Below are 19582 nucleotides of genomic sequence, written 5' to 3' on the forward strand. Positions count from 1 at the left end.
TCGTCAGGCCCGCCACTCCCGGGTGCGCAGCGGCAGTCCCGGGTCACCGGATCCGGGAGTCCGTACGGCGAGCACCTGGTTGACGCCGATGCGGTTGCGCTCGAACGACAGCGCCGAGGCGGCCATGTAGAGCCGCCACACCCGGGCGCGCCCCGGCGAGGTCAGCCGCACGGCGTCGGTCCAGTGCGCCTCCAGGTTGGCCACCCAGCGCCGGAGCGTCAGCGCGTAGTGCTCGCGCAGCGCCTCCACGTCCCGGACCTCGAACCCGGCCTCCTCCAGCTGCGCGACCGTCCGTCCGACGGGCGCGAGTTCGCCGTCCGGGAAGACGTAGCGGCCGATGAACTCGTCGACCTGGTACGCCTCTTCGTCGAGCAGGGGCCGCCGGGCGATCTGGTGGTTGAGCAGCCGGCCGCCGGGCCGCAGCAGGGCGTACAGGTCGGCCGCGTACTCGGCGTAGCGCTCGCGGCCGACGTGCTCGGCCATGCCGATGGAGGAGATCGCGTCGAAGGGCCCGTCGGAGATCTCGCGGTAGTCCTGGACGCGGATCTCCACCCGGTCCGTCAGCCCCGCCTCGGCGATCCGCTTGCGGGCGTAGCCGGCCTGCTCCTCGGAGAGGGTGATGCCGACCGCGCTCACCCCGTACTCGCGGGCGGCGTGCAGCGCCATCGAGCCCCAGCCGCAGCCGACGTCGAGCAGGCGCATGCCGGGGGCCAGGCCGAGCTTGCGGCAGACGAGGTCGAGCTTGGCGCGCTGGGCGTCCTCCAGGGTGCCCTCGGGCTCCCAGTAGGCGCAGGAGTAGACCATCGATGGGCCGAGGACGAGCTCGTAGAAGGCGTTGCCGACGTCGTAGTGGTGGCTGATGGCCTGCTTGTCGCGGCGGAGGCTGTGCAGCCGGCCGGACGTCCTGCGGGCCTCCTCCGGGGGCGGCGCGGGCGGCGCCCAGGGCCCGGCGAGCTTCAGCAGCTCACGGCCGGCCGCGCGGGTATCCGGGTCCCGGAGGGCGTCCAGGGCCGCCCGGAGGCCGGAGCGGCGGGCGGGTTCCTCACCGCGCTCCCAGAGGGACCCGGCGAGCAGGTCGAGGGCCGCGTAGAGGTCGCCCTCGACGTCGAGGTCCCCGGCCACCCAGGCCCGGGCCAGGCCGAGCTCGCCCGGCTTCCAGAGCAGGCGGCGCAGGGCGCGGCGGTTGCGGACGACGAGCACCGGGCCACCGGGCGGACCCGCCTCGCTGCGGTCCCAGGCGCGGAGGCGGATGGGGAGCGGTGCCCCCAGTACCCGTTCCGCGAGGTCGGCGAGCCTTAGGGCGGCCTGGGCCATGTCGCACACCTCCATGATGCGGTGTCAGGAGTCAGGTTCGACGAAATGGATTCATCTGACACCTAAACACCGGCGAGCCGTGCTGTAGTCCTTCCCTGCGGGAGTGCGTCACGTTCGCGCCGGGGAGGGAAAATCGCCACGACGGCCGAGCACCGGGCGCTCGCGGGGGCGCGGTGTGCGTGCGGCGCGCGCGGGACGGCTCCCGGGGGGCGGGACGGCTCGCGAGGATGACCGGGCGTGCGCGGGCGGCCGGGCGCGCGCGGGCACGCCGAAGGGCGCCCACCCCACGGATTTGGTGGACGCCCTCGAGCGTGTGCCGCGGAAGCCGCGGTCGCCGCGCGCCGCGCGGCGGGGGACTCAGCCGGCCTTGGCCTTCTGGGTCGGGACCGCGTCGGCCGGCTGCGGAGCGGGCTTGGCGGCCTCGTAGAACTCCTCGCGGGGGTTCTCCATGGCACCGAGCGACACGACCTCGCGCTTGAGGAACATGCCCAGCGTCCAGTCGGCGAAGATGCGGATCTTCCGGTTCCAGGTCGGCATGGCCAGACCGTGGTAGCCGCGGTGCATGTACCAGGCGAGACGGCCCTTGAGCTTGATCTTCATCTTGCCCATGACGATCATCGCGACGCCCTTGTGCAGGCCGAGACCGGCGACCGCACCCTTGTTGGCGTGGCTGTACTCCTTCTGCGGGAAGCCCCGCATACCGGAGATCACGTTGTCGCCGAGGACCTTGGCCTGGCGCAGCGCGTGCTGGGCGTTGGGCGGGCACCAGGCGTTCTCGTTGCCGGCGCGGCGGCCGACCATGTCCGGCACCTGGGCGTTGTCGCCCGCGGCCCAGATGTAGTCGGTGCCCTGCACCTGGAGGGTCGCCTGGGTGTCCACGTGACCGCGCGGGCCGAGCGGCAGGCCGAAGCGGGCCAGCGCCGGGTTGGGCTTGACGCCCGCCGTCCACACGATGGTGTTGGCGTCGACCTCGAGGCCGTTCTTGAGCACGACGTGGCCGTCGACGCAGGAGTCCATGGACGTCGAGAGGTGGATCTCCACCCCACGGCTCTCCAGGTGCTCCTTGCCGTACTGGCCGAGCTTGGGGCCGACCTCGGGGAGGATCTTGTCGGCGGCGTCGACCAGGATGAAGCGCATGTCCTCGCGCTTCACGTTCCGGTAGTGCTTGGCCGCGTCGCGGGCCATGTCCTCGACCTCACCGATCGTCTCGGCGCCGGCGAAGCCGCCGCCGACGAAGACGAAGGTGAGCGCCTTGCGGCGGATCTCCTCGTCGGTGGTCGAGTCGGCCTTGTCCAGCTGCTCCAGGACGTGGTTGCGCAGGCCGATGGACTCCTCGATGCCCTTCATGCCGATGCCGTTCTCGGCGAGGCCGGGGATCGGGAAGGTACGGGAGACCGCGCCCATCGCGATGACCAGGTAGTCGAAGGGCAGCTCGTACGCCTCGCCCACCAGCGGGGCGATCGTGGCGACCTTGCGGTCCTGGTCGATGGTGGTGACGCGGCCGGTGAGGACCTCCGCCTTGGGGAGCACACGTCGCAGCGGCACCACGACGTGACGCGGCGAGATGCTGCCGGCCGCTGCTTCGGGGAGGAAGGGCTGGTACGTCATGTACGAGCGCGGGTCGACGACCGTGACGGTCGCCTCGCCGTATCGCATCTTCTTCAGGATGCGACGCGCCGCATACAGGCCGACGTACCCACCGCCTACTACGAGGATCCGTGGACGCTCCGTGGTGCTCATGATTCGAGTATCCAGCACACCCCGAAGGGGTGCTCGTGCGCCCCTTCACAAGACGCGGGGCACTGTCTGCTACACTGCGCCGCCCACGTGACCGACGCCATACCCCTCACAGGGAACCACCGACCCCCGAAACGCGTTGATCACCCCCGCTGAGCTGGCCTTGCGACCCGGAACGCAACTGGACCACTCGGTTCCGCCGCCCTGCCTGAACGTTCCTTCTCACCTGACAGAGAAGGCCCGTTCCCGCTCATCCGGGCCCGTTCGGCCCCGGATGGGGGCCGAACGGCACTGGACCAGCGTTCCAGTCCCTCATTTTCATGTGAAGGATTTCACGAACTTTTTCCCCGGCCGAGCGACGACCCGCCCTAACAGCTCACTCCAGCACGCCCAGCCACACCCGTAACAGCCCCCCAGGCCGGCCGCCACCCCTCAGTCCAGCCCCGTCAGGACATCCACCAGCACCCGCCCCTCGGGAGCCCCGCGCCGTAGCAACAGCCCCGCCACCGCGTGCAACTCCCCCCACGCATGCGGACGCCCGATCTCCGCAGCGTCCCGGACGACGCCAAGCGCCGCTCCGGCTTCGCCCTCACCGGCGCAGGCGTGGGCGAGGCACGCCCTCGTGGATCAAGCGCGACCGGCCGGCCCCGGCGGCCGTACTGACGCCGCAGCCTTACGCCGCGGCGACCAGCTCGCGCGCACGCTCGTCGAAGTCCGCCACCAGACGGCTCCTGCCGAACGGCCGCATGCGCGCCTGCAGGTCCGTCACGGCTTCGACGGCGCGAGACGACTTGACCTGTTTCGTCAACGCGAGCGTCCGGAGCCCGGCCGCGTAGGCCGAGTCGAGGTCCCGGCGTTGGAGGTGCGAGGCGGCGAGCGCGGCGTGGGACATCGCTCCGCGCCGGGCTCGCTTCTGCTTCTTGGCGAAGTCGATCGAATGACGGGCGTGCTCCGCAGCGCCACCGGAATCGCCCAGGTCGCGCAGGGTGTTGGCGTGCTCGCCGTGCAGATAGGCGGGATCGATGAAGGCGGCCCAGGCCGGTTCGTCCACGAGCCGCACCCGCTCGTAGGCGCGCTCCGACTCCGCGACGGCGCGTACGGCCCCCGCCCGGTCACCGAGCAGCGCCAAGGCCCGCCCCTCAAGGCACCACAGGTCGGCGAGGCAGGCGGGCGAGGCCGCCTTGGCGAGCCCGTGCCGCCCGGCCTGCGCCAGCCGACGGCCCTCGGCGGGATTGCCGAGCAGCGTCGCCTGGTCTGCCATGCCGGCGAGGACATGCGCACCGAGCGCGACGTTCTTCGACTCGTCGGCGAGCCTGAGCGACTGGATGAGGTAGCGCTGAGCGGTGCCGTGCTCGCCGTTGTCGTACGCCATCCAGCCGAGCAGGTACGTCTGCTCGGCCGCCGCCTCGCACAGGGCCTGCCGCACGCCCTCGGCGTGCGCGCGGCGGAGCAGCGGGTAGACGTGCTGGTTCATGTACTCGGCCAGCATCAGCCGACCGGATCCGCCGCCCTGGAAAATGTCCATCCGCTGGAACGTGGTGAACATGTTCTTGACGGCGCCGACGTCCTCCAACCGCACCTTGGGGCCCGCCTTCGGCGCCCGGTCCAGCGTGTTCAGCAACCACTCCCGGGACGGCCCGAGCCCTGCTACGGCCGCGAACGGTGCGGCGGCGAGGAAACTGCGTCGATCCACGTCGGCCCTCCCCAAGTCGGCGACGGTCTCAACCGTATCCGTGTACGAGGCGTTGTACACGAGAGCGTCGTCAGCGGTCGTACTGTCGCCGAGCCCGATGTCATAGGTCGTGACCCGGTACCCGAAATGATCCGAGAACACTCCTGCCAGGATCTCGGGGACGGGGCGCCGAGGCCGCTCTCCCCCGATCCACCGGCGCACCCCCGTCGCGTCCGGAGCGATGTGCGGTTGCTTCCGTTCGACCGCTTTCGCCCTGACCCGCCGGGCGAGTTCCCCGCGGCTCATCCCCGAACGCTCCAGCCACTCGCCCAACCTGACGTTCGGCAACCCCATCCCCGCCCGCCTTCCGCGTCCACGGCCGTGAAACGACAGCCTTCGACACCCCTTCCGACGGTACCGCCGTACGGCCCGCCGAGGTTGCCTATGCGACAGGAACCACCTCGCAGTAGAGGAGCCCTCGTTGACGCAACCCGCCGCCGACAACAGCGGAAACGCCGCCACCCGCCGCCGGTCCGAAGCATTGATCGGCAAGGTGGTGCACGACCGCGCGAAAGACCGCACCGGCATGGTGATGGACAAGGTCGGCCCCAACTACCAGCTCCGCCCCCTTGCAGGCGGGCGCGAATGGGAAGCCGCACCCAACAGGGTGGAACCCACCGCGATGAAGTGCGCGATCTGCGCCCAGTTGGGCGTCGAGTACAACAAGGCGGCCGCAGAAGGCCGATGGGTCGCGGCCCGCGCCTTCGTCGTGGCTCTGACCCGGCACGCCCGGGTGATGCACGCGTGAGCGGCCGGACGGACGCGCCCCTCAGGCGCGCGTGGCGACGACTCCTGGCGTGGCTCGGTAAGGGCGAACATCCCCCGGCCGCAATGCCTCCGCCCGTGACCTGGGCGCAAGCCGTCTCCCCGTTCTTCTCCGTCCCCCATGTCCCAGGCCCGGGCCTGCCCGCCGCGGTACGCGCGCACTACATCGCTCCGGCATGCACCTGCCGGAGGCCGCGCCCGGGCCGCGCCAAGTTGCCCGACGACCGAGCGGGGCATGTTCCGGAAACCCGGGAAGGCGGGCCCCCGCCGGTGGTTGACTACCGGCCGTGAGCGCCGACGCGTACCGCCCGTACGTACCGCAAAGGCCGCCGGTCCAGTGCGTCAAGTGCCGGGGCATCCACGTGATTCTGAACAAAGCCCTGCACCCGCAGCTCTTACAGGACCAGTGGCGGTTCACCTGCCTGGACTGCCGGGTGGCCTGGCCGCAGGAACAGCATGGAGGGGAGCCGGACGAGTACGCGTGATCAGGGAGACGGCTGGACTGCGCCTACTCGCGGACGGCCGGTCGAGCCACTCGGCGGAAGGGTCCCGGAACCGCATGGTGCCGGGACCTCGCCCTACGGGCTCCGTCCTGCCCGGTCAGTCCCGCCGACCGGCCTCGTCGGCCATCTCGGCCGTCTTCCAGGCGATTCCGTCCAGAATGTCATGCTCGCTCACCACAACATCCTCAGCCCCGATCCGCTCCATTAGACACTGAAGCACCAGGGCCCCCGCCGCGATCACGTCCACCCGCCCCGGGTGCAGCACCGGAATCGCGGCGCGCTCCTCGTGGGTGGAGGTGAGGAGGCGGGAGGTGACCTCGCGGACTCGGGCCAGCGGGATCCGCGCGTGGTGGATGGCCGTCGAGTCGTACTCGGGGAGGCCGAGGGCGATGGCCGCCACCGTGGTGACCGAGCCGGCCAGGCCGACGAGCGTGCGGGCCTCGCGCAGCGGGACCGTCTGCTCGGCGAGGTCGAGGGCGGCCTCGACGTCGGCCCGTATGGCGGCGATCCGCTCGGGCGACGGCGGGTCCACGACCACCCCATCCGCGACGAGATGTCGTTCCGTCATCCGTACGCACCCGACGTCCACGCTGCGCGCCGCCCGTACCCGGTCGTCGCCGACGACGAACTCCGTCGAACCGCCGCCGATGTCCACGACGAGGAAGGGACGGTCGAGGTCGGTGCGGCCCGTGAGCTCCTTGGTGGCACCGGTGAAGGAGAACTCCGCCTCCAGGTCACCCGTGATCACCTCGGGCTCGACGCCCAGGATGTCCACGACGCCGGCCACGAACTCCGCTCGGTTCTTCACGTCCCGGGACGCGGAGGTGGCGACGAACCGCACGCGCTCCGCGCCGTGCGCCCGGATCACCTCGGCGTACTCCCGGCACGCGGCGAACGTCCGCTCCAGCGCCTCCGGCGCGAACCGGCCCGTGCGGTCCACGCCCTGGCCGAGCCGGACGATCGTCATCCGCCGGTCGAGCTCCTTGAACCCGCCCGTGGCGGGGTCGAGGTCGGCGACGAGCAGTCGGATCGAGTTCGTACCGCAGTCGATCGCGGCAACGCGGGTCATAGGTGCTCCTCTCATTCCGCCGTGTCGGAGGTGTCGGACGACTGCGCGCCGCACGGCGTCACGCACGGCCCCTTGCGCCACCACTCCGGCAGCATCGCGATCGTCTCGTCACCCAGCGGGTTGACGCCGGGACCGGCCGCCAGCGAGTGCCCCACCAGCACGTGCAGGCACTTCACCCGGTCCGGCATGCCGCCCGCGCTGGGGAAGCCCTCCAGCACCTCGATCGCGTCCCGCCGGCGGATGTAGTCCTCGTGCGCGGCGCGGTACGCGGCGGCCAGCTCCGGGTCGCTCTGCAGCCGGGCGCTCATCTCCTTCATCACGCCCTCGGCCTCCAGCGTGCCGATGGCGGAGGCCGCGCGGGGGCACGTCAGGTAGTACAGCGTCGGGAACGGCGTGCCGTCCTCCAGCCGCGGCGCGGTCTCGACGACGTCCGGGTTGCCGCAGGGGCAGCGGTGGGCGATCGCCCGCAGGCCGCGCGGGGGGCGGCCGAGCTGCTCCTTGAACGCGGCGATGTCCGCGTCGGTGGGCTGGGTGGGCTCGGTCTGGGGAGGAGGGGTGTCCATGTGCTCGCTCGTGTCGGAGGGTCGGGGGTCGGAAAGGCGGGGGGAGAGCGCGTCAGCGGTGGGCGTCCGACGTGTCCACGCCGTCCCAGAGGTTGACGTACCACGGCCGGTCGGCGGCGCCCTGGTCGCGGCGGTGCCGGGCGTTGCCGCTGCCGTCCACCACCGTGTAGCCGGTCTCGCCGGGCCGGACGTAGTGCAGGTGCTCGCGCGCCAGCCGCTCCACGTACGCCGGGTCCTCCAGCCGCGCCTTCTCCTCGCGCAACCGCTTCACCTGCTCCTTCGCCTGCTCGGAGCGGTTCCGCTGGTCGTCGATGTCCGAACGCTGGGTGACCCACTGGCGCATGGGGTAGGCCAGGGCGACGATCAGCGAGCAGACGACGAGCGCCAGCAGCGCCGCGCGGCCGGTGAGCCGGCTGCGCCGCGGCGGACGGGTGCGCCGGCCCCGGGCGTCCGGCCCCTGGACCAGGACCGAGCCGATCGCCTTGAGCCTGGTCGCGGTGGAGAACCGTTCCGCCGCCACATCGCCTCCCCGCTGCCGGCTTCACCGAAGCCGGAACGCATGCCAAAACCGTCCCCGGCCACGGTACGGGACCGTGGCCGGGGACGGGGTGAGGCGTGAGGCTTTGTCAGCCTCGCACGCGCACTGCCAGGTGCGGCTCAGCCCTGGCGGAAGCGCGGGAACGCGCTGCGGCCGGCGTACACCGCGGCGTCGTCGAGGATCTCCTCGATGCGCAGCAGCTGGTTGTACTTGGCGACGCGCTCGGAGCGGGCCGGGGCACCGGTCTTGATCTGGCCGCAGTTGGTGGCGACGGCCAGGTCGGCGATGGTGACGTCCTCGGTCTCGCCGGAGCGGTGGGACATCATGCACTTGAAGCCGCTGCGCTGGGCCAGCTCGACGGCGTCCAGGGTCTCGGTCAGCGAACCGATCTGGTTGACCTTGACCAGCAGGGCGTTGGCGGCGCCCTCCTCGATGCCGCGGGCGAGGCGCTCGGGGTTGGTGACGAACAGGTCGTCACCGACGAGCTGGACCGCGTCACCGAGGCGCTCGGTGATGGTCTGCCAGCCGTCCCAGTCGTCCTCGAACAGCGGGTCCTCGATGGAGACCAGCGGGTACGCCTCGACCAGCTCGGCGTAGTAGTCGGTCATCTCGGCGGCGGTACGGCTCTTGCCCTCGAAGGTGTAGACGCCGTCCTTGTAGAACTCGGACGCGGCGACGTCGAGCGCGAGCGCGATGTCCTGGCCGGGGGTGTAGCCGGCCTGCTTGATGGCCTCGAGGATGAGGTCGAGGGCCTCGCGGTTGGAGCCGAGGTTCGGGGCGAAGCCGCCCTCGTCGCCCAGGCCGGTGGACAGGCCCTTGGCCTTCAGCACGGCCTTGAGGGTGTGGTAGACCTCGGTGCCCCAGCGCAGCGCCTCGGAGAAGGACTCGGCGCCGATCGGCGCGATCATGAACTCCTGGATGTCCACGTTGGAGTCGGCGTGCGAGCCGCCGTTCAGGATGTTCATCATCGGAACGGGCAGCAGGTGCGCGTTCGGGCCGCCGAGGTAGCGGAAGAGGGGGAGGTCCGACGCCTCGGAGGCGGCGTGCGCGACGGCCAGGGAGACGCCCAGGATGGCGTTGGCGCCCAGGGAGCCCTTGTTGTCGGTGGCGTCCAGGTCGAACATGGCCTGGTCGATCAGGCGCTGCTCGGTGGCGTCGTAGCCGACGAGCTCCGGGCCGATCTGCTCGATGACGGCCAGCACGGCCTTCTCGACGCCCTTGCCCAGGTAGCGGTTCTTGTCCCCGTCGCGGAGCTCGATGGCCTCGAAGGCACCGGTCGAGGCACCGGACGGCACGGCGGCGCGGCCGGTGGAGCCGTCGTCGAGGCCGACCTCGACCTCGACCGTGGGGTTGCCTCGCGAGTCGAGGATCTCGCGAGCTACGACGACGTCGATGGACGGCACGAGGGTCTCCTTCGTGTGTGTCTGGGTACTCCAGCGTTCTGCAGCACGAGCCTAACGGGCGCCGGAGGGTCCACCCGCCCCCGGAGCGCCACCCCGCCGGAAAAATGGCACAAACGCCGAGATCAAGGGCGAATGGGCGAGCTGTTCGCTCAAGGGGGAACCGGTGCGGGAACCCGGTGCGGAACCGATTCGGGAACCGGACGGCGGGCGGGACCGGGCGGGGCGGGGGAGGCGCATCCGTACGTGGCCGGGTGGGGCCGGGTGGGGCGGCCGGCGCGCGGGGCGGCCGCCGGGCGCGCGGAAACGGCGCGCGCTCGGGAGCGGTTCACGGCCCGGGAGGGTGCGCGTCCGACAGTGCCCCCGCGCCTCGGAACGGTACGCGCCCGGGGCGTTTCGCGCCTCGGAACGGTATGCCTCCGGGAACAGTCGCGCCCCGGAACGGCCCGCGCCCGAGCACGCCTTCGCGCCCCGGAACGCGGTCCGCGCCCCGGCCTGACGCGCACCGGACCCGACGCGCGCCCGGGCACGGCGAAGCCCCGCTCCGATGCGGCTCGGGGGGGGATCGATCGCATCAGAGCGGGGCGGTTCCGCTGCGGCCCGGGAAGGGGGCCCGGGCCGGTGGTCGGGTGCCGCACCGGGAACGCCGGCGGTACGGGCGGCGGTACGCGCCGCCCGGCCGCGGGGCCCCGGTCAGGGCCTCGGCCGGGGGCCCGGCCGCGTACGGCACACGCCCCCGGAAGACCCCTCAGCCTCAGCTGAGGTGCAGCTTCTGGCCGGGGAAGATGAGGTCGGCGCTCTCCACGACGTCCTTGTTGCGGTCGTAGAGCTTCTCCCAGCCGCCCTTGACCTTCTTGGCCTCGGCGATCTTGGCGAGGGTGTCGCCTTCCTTGACCTGGTACTCCCCGTCGCCCATCTTGACGGTCTTCGGCGCGGCGTGCTTCGGCGCGGCCGGCTTGGCGGCCGGCGCGGCCGGGGCCTCGTCGGCCTCCCGCTGCGGAGCGGCGTGCTTCGGCGCCGCCTTGCGCTCGCTGCGGTCGGCGTGGCTCTGGCCCGTCGCACGCTGGCCGGAGGCCGACTTGGAGACGACCTTGCCGGAGCCGGAGGTGTCGACGTCCGGGGAACCGCCACCGCGGGTCAGGCCGCCCTCGCCGGCGCAGCCCCAGGCGCCGGGGCCCTGGGCGGCGAGCAGCTTCTCGGCGACCAGGATCTGCTGGCCCTTGCTGGCGAGGTCGGCGCGCGGAGCGTACTGGGTACCGCCCATGGCCGCCCACGAGGACTGCGAGAACTGCAGGCCGCCGTAGTAGCCGTTGCCGGTGTTGATCGACCAGTTGCCGCCGGACTCGCACTGGGCCACGCGGTCCCAGGTCTGCACGGAGGCGGCGTGGGCGGACGTGGCCATCATCAGCGGGGCGGCGACTGCGGCGCCGGTGACACCCGCGAGCGTGGCGATGCGGACGGCCTTGTTCGGACGACGGTGCTTGCCCTTGGACATGACTCGGTTTCCTCACCGGCGCCTACGAGGTGAGCTGTCGGGTTCGGGCGTGAGTTGCCCGGCCCGGTGGCTTGCGCTCACCAGGCTTCACCCCAAGCCGTTCCGGTACGTCGGTCGTTGACCGATGAACCGTTCCGGCGACCTACCGTGGTTCCCCCGCTCCTGCCTACGGCGCTTGCGCGACGACTCCCCCGGCCGCCGGCAGGATTCGGCGTGACGACCGTGGTGCTCGCGATGGCGAGCGATGACGACGGTAAGCACAGACGGCCGACGGGTTCAAACCCTCCTTTTCAGCCACCGTCTGCTCCACCCACCCCGGGGAACCCACTGTTTCCGCAGGTGAAGGTGGTTTCACGGGTTTCTGACGAGCCGTCTCCGCGCGGATGTCAACGAGACCCATGTCTCACTTTCATCCGGAACGGACATTCGACGCGAACTTCCCCGCTACTTCTTCAGTTCGAGCTGCTGACCGGGGTGAATAAGGTCCGGATCGCCCCCGACGACCTTTTTGTTGTCCTGGTACACGCGGTGCCAGCCGCCCTCGACCCGGTGCTGCTCCGCGATCTCTGACAGGTTGTCACCGGGGCGCACGGTGTAGTCGTGCACGGCGGACGCGTCCGCGCGCCCGCGCTCGGCGCCGCGCGAGGCGCGTTCCCCGCCGGAACCGGACGGCTCCGCGCGGTGCTTGCCGGTGCCGGCGTCGTCCGCGCCGGCGCTCGTGCGCTCATCCGTCGTGCCGGAGGCGGACGTTCCGGAGTCAGCGCCGCCGTCCCGGCCGGTCTTCTGCCCGTCGGCCGCGGTGTCCGTGGCGTCACCGGCCGGCTTGCGGTGCTTGCCGCCGGCGGACGAGCCGGTGGACGTGTCGCGGTCGTCACCGGACGGCTTCTCCGGCCGGCCCGGCTTACCGGAGGCATCGGTGGTACCGGAGTTGCCGGTGGTGCCGTGCTCGCCGGCCTTCCCGCCCTTGTCGCCGGTCGTCGGCCGCTCGGAGGAGGCGTCCTTCCCGGCGGAGGTGTCCGACGTCTTCCCGGAGGCCTTGTCGGACGACTTCCCGTCGGCCTTCTTGTCGGTCGTGCCCTCGGTCTTGCCGTCGGCCTTGTCGGACGACGTGTCCCGCGACCGGTCGGAGTCGGTCTTCCCGGACGTCCCGGAAGCCGGCGCGTGCGACGACCCCTCGACCGCGTCGTGCGGCATGCCCGGGTTGACCTCCGGCGCACGGCCGTCCTTGGCCAGGTCGGACTTCACCGCGCAGGCGGGCCAGGCGTACGGGCCGCGGGCTTCGAGGATCCGCTGGGCGACGGCGATCTGCTGGGCGCGGCTGGCCTGGTCGGGGCGCGGCGCGAACTCCGTTCCGCCGTACTGCTTCCACATGTCGGGGGTGAGCTGCAGTCCGCCGTAGAACCCGTTGCCCGTGTCCGCGCTCCACAGGCCGCCGCTCTCGCACTGGGCGACGCGGTCCCAGGTGGGGGCGTCCGCGGCGTCGGCGGTGGTGGCACCGAGCAGGGGCATGGCGATCCCGGCGCCCGTCACGCCCGCGGCGACGACCACGGCGGGCAGTTGACGGGGACGGCGATGTCGGCCTTTCCCGGAGAGCATGCGATCACCTCTCATATTGCTGCCGACCGGCTGCTGACCGCCGCCGATCGTGTGGCTGCTGAATATGACGGCAGAAGATAGCCACGGCCCTCAGGCGCCACAACCCACCGCGATCAGCGCCGTGCAATGGTCAAGCCGAGTTGACGTATAGTCATGTGCCCGTCTGCCCGGGCTCCGGAGAGAAGGCCACGGGCAGGGTCCGCAGGCCCCGCATGATGAGCCCGCCGCGCCATCTGAGATCGGCCGGATCAGCGGAAAGCCGCAGGTCGGGGAGGCGTCGCAGCAACGTCGCGAGCGCCGTCCGGCCCTCCAGCCGCGCCAGCGGCGCCCCGAGGCAGTAATGGATTCCGTGCCCGTACCCGAGGTGCTGATTGTCACTGCGGGCGAGGTCGAGGGTGTCGGGCTCGGCGAACCGTTCCGGATCCCGGTCGGCCGCCGCGAGGACGACGAGCACGGGGTCGCCCTCCGCGATGCGCTGTCCGCCGATCGTCAGGTCCCGGGTGGCGAACCGCCAGGTGGCCAGTTCCACCGGACCGTCGTACCGGAGCAGCTCCTCCACCCCGGTCTCCAGCAGGCTCTCGTCCCCGGCGGCCAGCGCGCGCTGCAGGCGCTCGCGCTCCCCGGGGTTGCGCAGGAGCGCGTACGTGCCGTTGCCGATGAGGTTGACGGTGGTCTCGAAGCCGGCGAAGAGCAGGATGAAGGCCATGGCGGCGGCCTCGTTCTCGGTGAGGTGCTCGCCGTGGTCGCTCGCCCTGATCAACCCGGAGATCAGGTCGTCGCCCAGGTCCTCGCGCTTGCGGTGGATCAGCTCCGCGAGGTACGTCCGCATCCGCTTCACGGAACGGGCCACTCCGCCGCGCGGCCCGCCGCCGTGCCGGATCATCATCCCGGCCCAGTCCCGGAAGTCGTCCTGGTCCTCCGGCGGGACGCCGAGCATGTCGCAGATGGCGTAGATGGGGAGCGGGAACGCGAACTCGTGGATGAGGTCCGCCTCCCCGCGCTCCGCGAACCCGTCGATGAGCCGGTCGGTGAGCTCCTGCACGCGGGGCGCGAACTCGGCGACGCGCCGGGGCGTGAACGCCTTGGAGACCAGACGGCGGAGGCGGGTGTGGTCCGGGGGGTCGATGTTGAGCAGGTGCGTCATGAGGTTGGCGCTCCGCTCGCCCGGAATGCCCACCTTGCCCTTGCCGTGCGCAGCCTCGGAGTGGTGCACGGGGTTCTTCGACAGCCGCTGGTCGGCCAGCGCCTGCCGCGCGTCGGCGTACCGGGTCACCAGCCACGCCTCCACCCCGCTCGGCAGGGCAGTCCGGTGCACGGGGGCGTGCTCACGGAGCCAGGCGTACGCCGGGTAGGGGTCGCTCGCGAACTCCCAGGTGAAGAGGGGAGGCGTGGGGCCCTCGGGGAGGGCGGGCGGGGCGGCAGCGGTGTGGTCGTCGGTTTTGTCGTGCACGGTCCGACGCTACTAGGGGGCGCGGGGCGGGGCGCGGCCCCGCCCGCCCGCTTCCGTGGTGACCGCCCGGCGACGGTCGTCCAGGGGCGGCCGTCCAATGGGGACCTAGTGGTGGCCGCCCCCGCCGCTGCCGAAGGCGCCGCTGCTCCCGGGGTTCCACTTCCGGCGCTCCTCGGTGAGCTCCTCCTCGTGGCTCCCGGGGTTCCGGAGCTCGTGCGGAAGAACGCGCTCCCCCGGGCCCTCGGTGCGCAGCGGGTCCGCCTCCCGGTGCTCGGTCACGTAGCCGACGGCGTCGTCGTTGTCCTCGTGCCCCGGCCCGTGGTCCGGCGAGGACGGCCCCCGGTCGTGCTCCTCGCGCGTCTGCCAGGCGCCCTGCCGCCGCTGCGGCTGGCTCGGGGGCGGCGGTTCCTTGTCACGCCACCGCCGTCCGTACACGAAGGCGAGGAGCAGCAGGGCGCCGACACAGAGCCCGACGGCGAAGGGGGCGGCGCCGCCGACCCAGGCGGGCAGGGCGAGAACCATCTCATCGGTACGCATGCAGTCCGGTTACCCGGAGGGCGCCCGGTCAAGACCGTCACTGAGCCGAACGGGTGTGCAACCGCCGCCGGGCACGCGGGACCGCGCGGGGCTACGCGGCCCCTTCCCCGCCACCGTCTTCCCCGCCACCGTCCGCCTCCGCCTCGGCCTGCCGGATCGCGTCCCGGTACGTACGGGCGGCGGCCCGCAGCGCGGTCTCCGGCTCGACACCCTCCGCCTCGGCCCGGACCGCCATGGCCAGCAGCGCGTATCCGACGCCCTCACCGGCCGGGAGGGGCACGTCCAGGCCCTCGGCGCGGACGCGGGAGGCCAGCTTGGCGGCCAGCGCGAGGGCCGGCTGCCCCAGCGGGACGCCCTCGGTCAGGGACGCGCGGCGCTTCTCGGCGGCCTTGGTCCGCGTCCAGTGCGCCCTGACGTCCTCCGGAGTCTCCGCCTCCGCGTCGCCGAAGACATGGGGGTGCCGGTGGACGAGCTTCTCGACGATGGTCCCCGCCACGTCGTCGATCGCGAACGGCTCGTCGGGGTCGTCCTGGGCGATGCGCGCGTGGAAGACCACCTGGAGCAGCACGTCGCCGAGCTCCTCGCGGAGCGCTTCGCGGTCGCCCGTCTCGATGGCCTCGACGAGCTCGTACATCTCCTCCAGGCCGTACTTGCCCAGGTCCTCGTGGGTGCGGATACCGGTCCACGGGCAGGCGACCCGGATCCGGTCCATGACCTGCACCAGGTCGAGGAGGCGGGCGCCCGGCAGGTCGTACGAACCGGGCAGCAGCTCCAGCGCCGGCATCCGCTGCCGGCCGGAACCGGCGAGCCGGGCCAGACCGTCGGTCAGGGCCGACTCCCCCGCCGCCGAGGTGATCACGACGACGGTCCGGCCGCCGGCCAGGCAGTCGTCGACGAGCGCCCGGGCGTCGAAGGAGCCCGCCGGGGTCTCGGCGGTGATCCCGGCCTCCCCGAGGTAGGGCAGCAGCGGATGGGCCGGGTCGGCGCACAGCACCCGGTCGGCGGCGCGCAGCGTCTGCCACGCCGGCCAGGACAGCAGTCCGGGCGCGACGCGGTGGCTGGTGGTGAGCAGGACGATCCGGCCGGCCGCCGGGGACGCAGAGTCGTTCACCCTGTCGAGCGTAGGGGACGGCGGCCGGGCCGGGCCCCGAGGGGCCCGCCGCCCGCACCCCGGTCCCTGGACCGAATTCTCTACACCGGGCTCTCGGCGGCGGGCGGGGCGACCGGCCGCAGCCAGGGCTCCTGCAGCGGACGAGCGGTGCCGCGCTTGGCGTCCCAGGCGCCGTACCGCGGGTTGATGTCCACGCGCAGCGCCTGGGACGTCTTCATCAGCACGTCGTTGGTGCGCGCGGCGCCGAGCTTGCCGTCCAGCTTGGTGCGGACGAGGTCCATGGCGAGGGCCTGGTCGATCTGCGAGGGGGCGATGCCCAGGGCCAGGAAGCGGGCGCGCACCGCCTCGGCGCCGCCGTTGGCGCGCTCGACCTGCGACCGCTCGTCCTGGAGCTCGCGGCGGGTGACGTCCACCCCGTTGTCCTGCCCGGCCTTCTCGATGATCCGGTACTGGACGAGCCGGATGAGGGTGTCCTGGCTGAGCCGTGCGCTGTTCGCCGTCAGCTGCTCGCCCTGCGGGGACGACTCCTGCGCGTCGCGGACGTCCTTCACCTGGCTCTGGAGCTGCGCCACGGTGATCCGGTCGTCGCCCACGACGGCCGCGGCGCCGGGGTGCGGGGTGGACCCGCAGGCGGTGAGCAGGGGTGTCGCGGCCAACAGCCCGGCGGCGGCGGAGAGCGCGGTCCTTCGGCGGATCATGGAGCCTCCCGGCAGTGCTCGTGCGGCGGTACGGCGATCGACCTGGCGTTGATCGATGGTAGGGAGTCCGTGTGGCGGAGGCCACTGATTCGACCAACGATTCGCCGGCGTCCGGGATGCGCGGGACTGATGGGACAGGAGGGGCTGATGAGACCTCACCTCTGCCCGGCCACCGCCCTGTTCACGCCCGGACCTCGCCCAGCCAGCGGAGGGTGTGGCGGATCTCCGCGGGAAGCGGGTGGTGCGGACCGTGCACCCGCTCGGCGTCGAAGAGCAGGGCCATCAGCGTCTCGTGCGCGGCGTGGCGGTCGCCGAGGGACAGCAGGAGATGGCCCGTGCGCCGGCGTATCTCGAACGCGGTCGCCGGATCGTCCGGATCGTGCTGGAAGTGCGGCAGCAGCGCGCGGTACTCGTCGAGCGCACCGGCCGCGTCGCCCAGCTGCTCCAGGCACTGGGCGGCGTCGTACCGGAAGCGCAGCACCTGGCGGGCGGCCCGGGGGCCGGTCTCCGCGGCGTAGTCGTCCATCAGCCGGTGCAGTTCGGGGAGGGCGCGGCGGTACTGGCCGTCGTCCATGAGCGTCGCCGCGTACTGCTTGCGCAGGCTCCGGACGACGCCGGAGTGCTCGCCGTGCTCGGCCGCGGCGGCCGGGAGGATCGCCCCGAGGATGTCGACGGCCTGGGTGATGCCGCCCTGGTCGAGCAGCCGCTTGACCTCCTCGACGGCCCCGGCGACGTCGGCCCCGCCGCTGGGTGTGTGACCTGCGGGAAAGCCGGCGGCGGGGAAGGCCCCCGGCGCTCCGGTGGCCGCGGGCGCCGCCCCGGGGGCGGGGGTCCCGGCGAGGGCCGCCGCCCCGGCGGGGGCGGGGACGGTCGTGGACCGGTCGGGCCAGGGGGCGTGCGGAAGCAGGAAGGGGCGCGTGGGGTTCATCGGGCCCATGACCGGACCCGTCATCGGGGCCATGGCTCCGCCGACCGTCCCGCCCGGGTGGCCCGCGGCTCCGGCGTAGGGGCCGCCCGCGGTCCGTCCGGGGGCGGGCAGGAGGGGGACCAGGGCCCGGTAGACCTCCTGGGCGTCGGCGGGGCGGTCCTGCGGGTCCTTGGCCAGCAGCCGCAGGACCAGCTCCTCCAGCGCCGGGGGCGCCTCGGGCCGGAGCCGGCGGACGGGGACGGGCGGTTCGTAGAGGTGCCGGTGCAGCACCCCGAGCGCCGTCGAACCGGCGAACGGAACCTCCCCGCTGAGCAGTTCGTGCAGCAGCACGCCGAGCGCGTAGAGGTCGGTGTACGGGCCGACGGCACCACCCATCGCCTGCTCGGGCGCCATGTACGCGGGGCTGCCGATGGGCGAACCGGTACGGGTGAGGCGCGTGGTGTCGGCGTCCATGACGGAGGCGACGCCGAGGTCGAGGACGAGCACCGATCCGTCCGGGCGGATCATCACGTTCCGCGGCTTGAGGTCGCGGTGGATGATCGGGACGGCGTGCACCGCCGCGAGCACCGAGCACAGCTGCGCGGCCACCGAGACGGCCCACGGCCAGGGGTAGGGCTCGTGCTCGGCCAGGTGGTCGGCGAGGTCGGCGCCCTCGACGAACTGCATCACGAGGTAAAGGTCCTCGCCGTCGCTGCCCGCGTCGTGCACGGTGACCAGGCCGTGGTGGTCCACCTGGGCGGTGACCCGGCACTCGCGGACGAAGCGGCGGCGGAGCTCGTCCCCGCCGTCGGTGCCGGCCATCCGGTCGGGGCGCAGCAGCTTCACGGCCACGCGGCGGTCGAGCCGCCGGTCGTAGCCGGTCCATACCTGGCCCATGCCGCCCTGGCCGATGACCGTCGCCAGCTCGTAACGGTCGGCGATGACACGCCCGTTCACTGTTCCCGCTCCCCTTGGTGGCCCGGACCCCTGCGGAGGAGGTCACTCAGTTCGTCCAGCTCGGCCCGCACCTGGTCGATCCGCTGCGGCCGGCGCGCCCCGTCCGCCGGAGCCGACGGCTGCCGGGACGGCTGGGTCGGCGCTTGCGGGTGCGCGGGCGCTGGGTGCGGGGTGGGCCGGTGGCCTTGGTCGCCGGGGTGGCGCGGGTGCGACGGCACGGTGGTCTGCGCGTGCGGATCCGGCTGCGGGTAGCCGTAGGCCGGCGCCTGCCCGGCGAGCGACGACGGCGACTGATGGGGCGTCATAAACGGCGCGCCGCCGGGTGGATGGGGCGCGGACTCCTGCGCGGCGGCCGGGCGCGCGTGGCGCGGCCGGTACGGGCGCTCCGCGCCGGCCCCGGGCCCCGAGGCGCCGGGCGCCGTTGGGTCGGCGGGGTTCACCGGACCGTCGAGGCCGGCAGGACCGCCGCCGCCGGGAGATCCGGCAGGTCCGACAGGCCCAGCCGGTCCGGCCGGTCCGAGCACAGCACCCATGGGGTGCCCGGGCATCATGGCGCCGCCCGGAGGAACGGCCGAAGGCGGCATCGGGGCGGGGCCAGCGCCCGAGTGGTCCCCCGTCAGGTGGCCATAGGGAGGCTGCCCGACCACGGGCGGGATCGGACCGTACTGGTTATGGGACGGCGGCGGCAGGTGACCGCCCAAGGGCTGCCCGCCGGGACGGAACGGAGCGTAGGGGCCGGGGGCGGCCGCCTGGAAGGCGGCCGGCACGCCGCCACCGGCATGCGACGCGGCCCATCGCATCCTGGCCGCCCGGTGGTGGCGGATGTCGGACCAGAGGTAGTAGGCGGTCGTGGCCACCCCGGTCCCGATCGCGCCGGTGATGCCCAGGGTGTACCAGACCGTCTTGGCGAGCTCTTCCCGCATCATGAACAGCCAGGCCACGGAGGCCACCAACACCGCCCAGAACAGCGCCCAGTCCAGGGCCCTCCGCCGGACGATGGCTACGCGCAGCACGGGTATCCAGCTCATCAGGAACGCCGTGCAGACGGTGATGGCGACGATGACCACACGGATGGTGACGACCATCGCTCCACCGGGACGGTGGGGCTGCCGCTGTGCCGGGCCGGGGCCATTCATCACTGCTCCTGGTGTACGGGATGTGACAGAGCCTATCCATCGACCCCCGAAGGATCGCGAGGGTTGCCCCGATC

General features: G+C 72.7%; 17 protein-coding genes and 1 riboswitch. Of the genes, 2 read left to right on the plus strand and 15 right to left on the minus strand.

The features are described 5' to 3' along the window. Positions 1–3: 3 nt before the first annotated feature. From ACH4PU_RS17295 to ACH4PU_RS17305, 3 genes are all read right to left on the minus strand, one after another. Positions 4–1314: a class I SAM-dependent methyltransferase gene (locus tag ACH4PU_RS17295; protein ID WP_398272331.1), complete on the minus strand. Its 1311-nt coding sequence runs from the start codon at positions 1312–1314 to the stop codon at positions 4–6. Positions 1315–1671: 357 nt separating this feature from the next. Beyond that, a complete protein-coding gene (locus ACH4PU_RS17300) occupies positions 1672–3054 on the minus strand; it encodes an NAD(P)/FAD-dependent oxidoreductase (protein WP_398272334.1) in 1383 nt (460 codons plus the stop codon). 670 nt (positions 3055–3724) lie between these two features. After that, positions 3725–5077, minus strand: coding sequence for a transcriptional regulator (locus ACH4PU_RS17305; protein WP_398272336.1), 1353 nt, complete (start codon positions 5075–5077; stop codon positions 3725–3727). Positions 5078–5204: 127 nt separating this feature from the next. Between ACH4PU_RS17305 and ACH4PU_RS17310 the strand changes: the two genes are divergently transcribed. Both ACH4PU_RS17310 and ACH4PU_RS17315 read left to right on the plus strand, forming a co-directional pair. Continuing rightward, entirely contained in the window at positions 5205–5531 is a 327-nt protein-coding gene (locus ACH4PU_RS17310; RefSeq protein WP_398272338.1) for a hypothetical protein, read from the plus strand. Between the two features lie 304 nt (positions 5532–5835). After that, a complete protein-coding gene (locus tag ACH4PU_RS17315) occupies positions 5836–6033 on the plus strand; it encodes a hypothetical protein (RefSeq protein WP_398272341.1) in 198 nt (65 codons plus the stop codon). Positions 6034–6148: 115 nt separating this feature from the next. On the opposite strand, the gene ACH4PU_RS17320 is transcribed toward ACH4PU_RS17315, so the two are convergent. From ACH4PU_RS17320 to ACH4PU_RS17375, 12 genes are all read right to left on the minus strand, one after another. Beyond that, the gene (locus ACH4PU_RS17320; RefSeq protein ID WP_398272343.1) at positions 6149–7120 is read right to left on the minus strand and encodes an exopolyphosphatase; all 972 of its coding nucleotides are present in this window, start codon (positions 7118–7120) and stop codon (positions 6149–6151) included. A gap of 11 nt (positions 7121–7131) precedes the next feature. Further along, positions 7132–7683 (minus strand): DUF501 domain-containing protein, encoded by a 552-nt coding sequence (locus tag ACH4PU_RS17325; RefSeq protein ID WP_398272345.1) that lies wholly within the window; start codon positions 7681–7683, stop codon positions 7132–7134. Positions 7684–7735: 52 nt separating this feature from the next. After that, positions 7736–8203: a septum formation initiator family protein gene (locus tag ACH4PU_RS17330; protein ID WP_398272347.1), complete on the minus strand. Its 468-nt coding sequence runs from the start codon at positions 8201–8203 to the stop codon at positions 7736–7738. 137 nt (positions 8204–8340) lie between these two features. Then, on the minus strand, positions 8341–9624 hold the full coding sequence (gene eno, locus ACH4PU_RS17335; protein ID WP_398272350.1) for a phosphopyruvate hydratase: 1284 nt from the start codon (positions 9622–9624) through the stop codon (positions 8341–8343). 751 nt (positions 9625–10375) lie between these two features. Further along, positions 10376–11116 carry a transglycosylase family protein gene (locus ACH4PU_RS17340; RefSeq protein WP_398272353.1) on the minus strand — a complete coding sequence of 247 codons (741 nt, stop codon included), beginning with the start codon at positions 11114–11116 and terminating at the stop codon, positions 10376–10378. 4 nt (positions 11117–11120) lie between these two features. After that, positions 11121–11300, minus strand: a riboswitch (cyclic di-AMP (ydaO/yuaA leader). 260 nt (positions 11301–11560) lie between these two features. Further along, a complete protein-coding gene (locus ACH4PU_RS17345) occupies positions 11561–12712 on the minus strand; it encodes a transglycosylase family protein (RefSeq protein ID WP_398272355.1) in 1152 nt (383 codons plus the stop codon). A 151-nt stretch (positions 12713–12863) separates the two neighbouring features. Further along, positions 12864–14162 carry a cytochrome P450 gene (locus tag ACH4PU_RS17350; RefSeq protein ID WP_398272358.1) on the minus strand — a complete coding sequence of 433 codons (1299 nt, stop codon included), beginning with the start codon at positions 14160–14162 and terminating at the stop codon, positions 12864–12866. A gap of 105 nt (positions 14163–14267) precedes the next feature. After that, on the minus strand, positions 14268–14699 hold the full coding sequence (locus tag ACH4PU_RS17355; RefSeq protein ID WP_185942680.1) for a DUF6479 family protein: 432 nt from the start codon (positions 14697–14699) through the stop codon (positions 14268–14270). A 91-nt stretch (positions 14700–14790) separates the two neighbouring features. Beyond that, a complete protein-coding gene (locus ACH4PU_RS17360) occupies positions 14791–15810 on the minus strand; it encodes a nucleoside triphosphate pyrophosphohydrolase (RefSeq protein ID WP_398272361.1) in 1020 nt (339 codons plus the stop codon). A gap of 80 nt (positions 15811–15890) precedes the next feature. Continuing rightward, entirely contained in the window at positions 15891–16508 is a 618-nt protein-coding gene (locus ACH4PU_RS17365; protein WP_185942678.1) for a SurA N-terminal domain-containing protein, read from the minus strand. 181 nt (positions 16509–16689) lie between these two features. Continuing rightward, a complete protein-coding gene (locus ACH4PU_RS17370; RefSeq protein WP_398272364.1) occupies positions 16690–18372 on the minus strand; it encodes a protein kinase in 1683 nt (560 codons plus the stop codon). Next, a complete protein-coding gene (locus ACH4PU_RS17375) occupies positions 18369–19508 on the minus strand; it encodes a hypothetical protein (protein WP_398272366.1) in 1140 nt (379 codons plus the stop codon). Before ACH4PU_RS17375 ends, ACH4PU_RS17370 begins: the two co-directional genes overlap by 4 nt. Between the last annotated feature and the right edge of the window lie 74 nt (positions 19509–19582).

Origin of the sequence: Streptomyces sp. NPDC021100, from assembly GCF_044333095.1 — a bacterium.
GTDB lineage: Bacteria > Actinomycetota > Actinomycetes > Streptomycetales > Streptomycetaceae > Streptomyces.

Excerpts from the sequence above, each read along its gene's own strand:
- ACH4PU_RS17375 (WP_398272366.1), bottom strand. The coding sequence starts at position 19,508 with ATGAATGGCCCCGGCCCGGCACAGCGGCAGCCCCACCGTCCCGGTGGA.
- ACH4PU_RS17300 (WP_398272334.1), bottom strand. The coding sequence starts at position 3,054 with ATGAGCACCACGGAGCGTCCACGGATCCTCGTAGTAGGCGGTGGGTAC.
- ACH4PU_RS17345 (WP_398272355.1), bottom strand. The coding sequence starts at position 12,712 with ATGCTCTCCGGGAAAGGCCGACATCGCCGTCCCCGTCAACTGCCCGCC.
- ACH4PU_RS17355 (WP_185942680.1), bottom strand. The coding sequence starts at position 14,699 with ATGCGTACCGATGAGATGGTTCTCGCCCTGCCCGCCTGGGTCGGCGGC.
- ACH4PU_RS17320 (WP_398272343.1), bottom strand. The coding sequence starts at position 7,120 with ATGACCCGCGTTGCCGCGATCGACTGCGGTACGAACTCGATCCGACTG.
- ACH4PU_RS17305 (WP_398272336.1), bottom strand. The coding sequence starts at position 5,077 with ATGGGGTTGCCGAACGTCAGGTTGGGCGAGTGGCTGGAGCGTTCGGGG.
- ACH4PU_RS17295 (WP_398272331.1), bottom strand. The coding sequence starts at position 1,314 with ATGGCCCAGGCCGCCCTAAGGCTCGCCGACCTCGCGGAACGGGTACTG.
- ACH4PU_RS17325 (WP_398272345.1), bottom strand. The coding sequence starts at position 7,683 with ATGGACACCCCTCCTCCCCAGACCGAGCCCACCCAGCCCACCGACGCG.
- ACH4PU_RS17340 (WP_398272353.1), bottom strand. The coding sequence starts at position 11,116 with ATGTCCAAGGGCAAGCACCGTCGTCCGAACAAGGCCGTCCGCATCGCC.
- ACH4PU_RS17365 (WP_185942678.1), bottom strand. The coding sequence starts at position 16,508 with ATGATCCGCCGAAGGACCGCGCTCTCCGCCGCCGCCGGGCTGTTGGCC.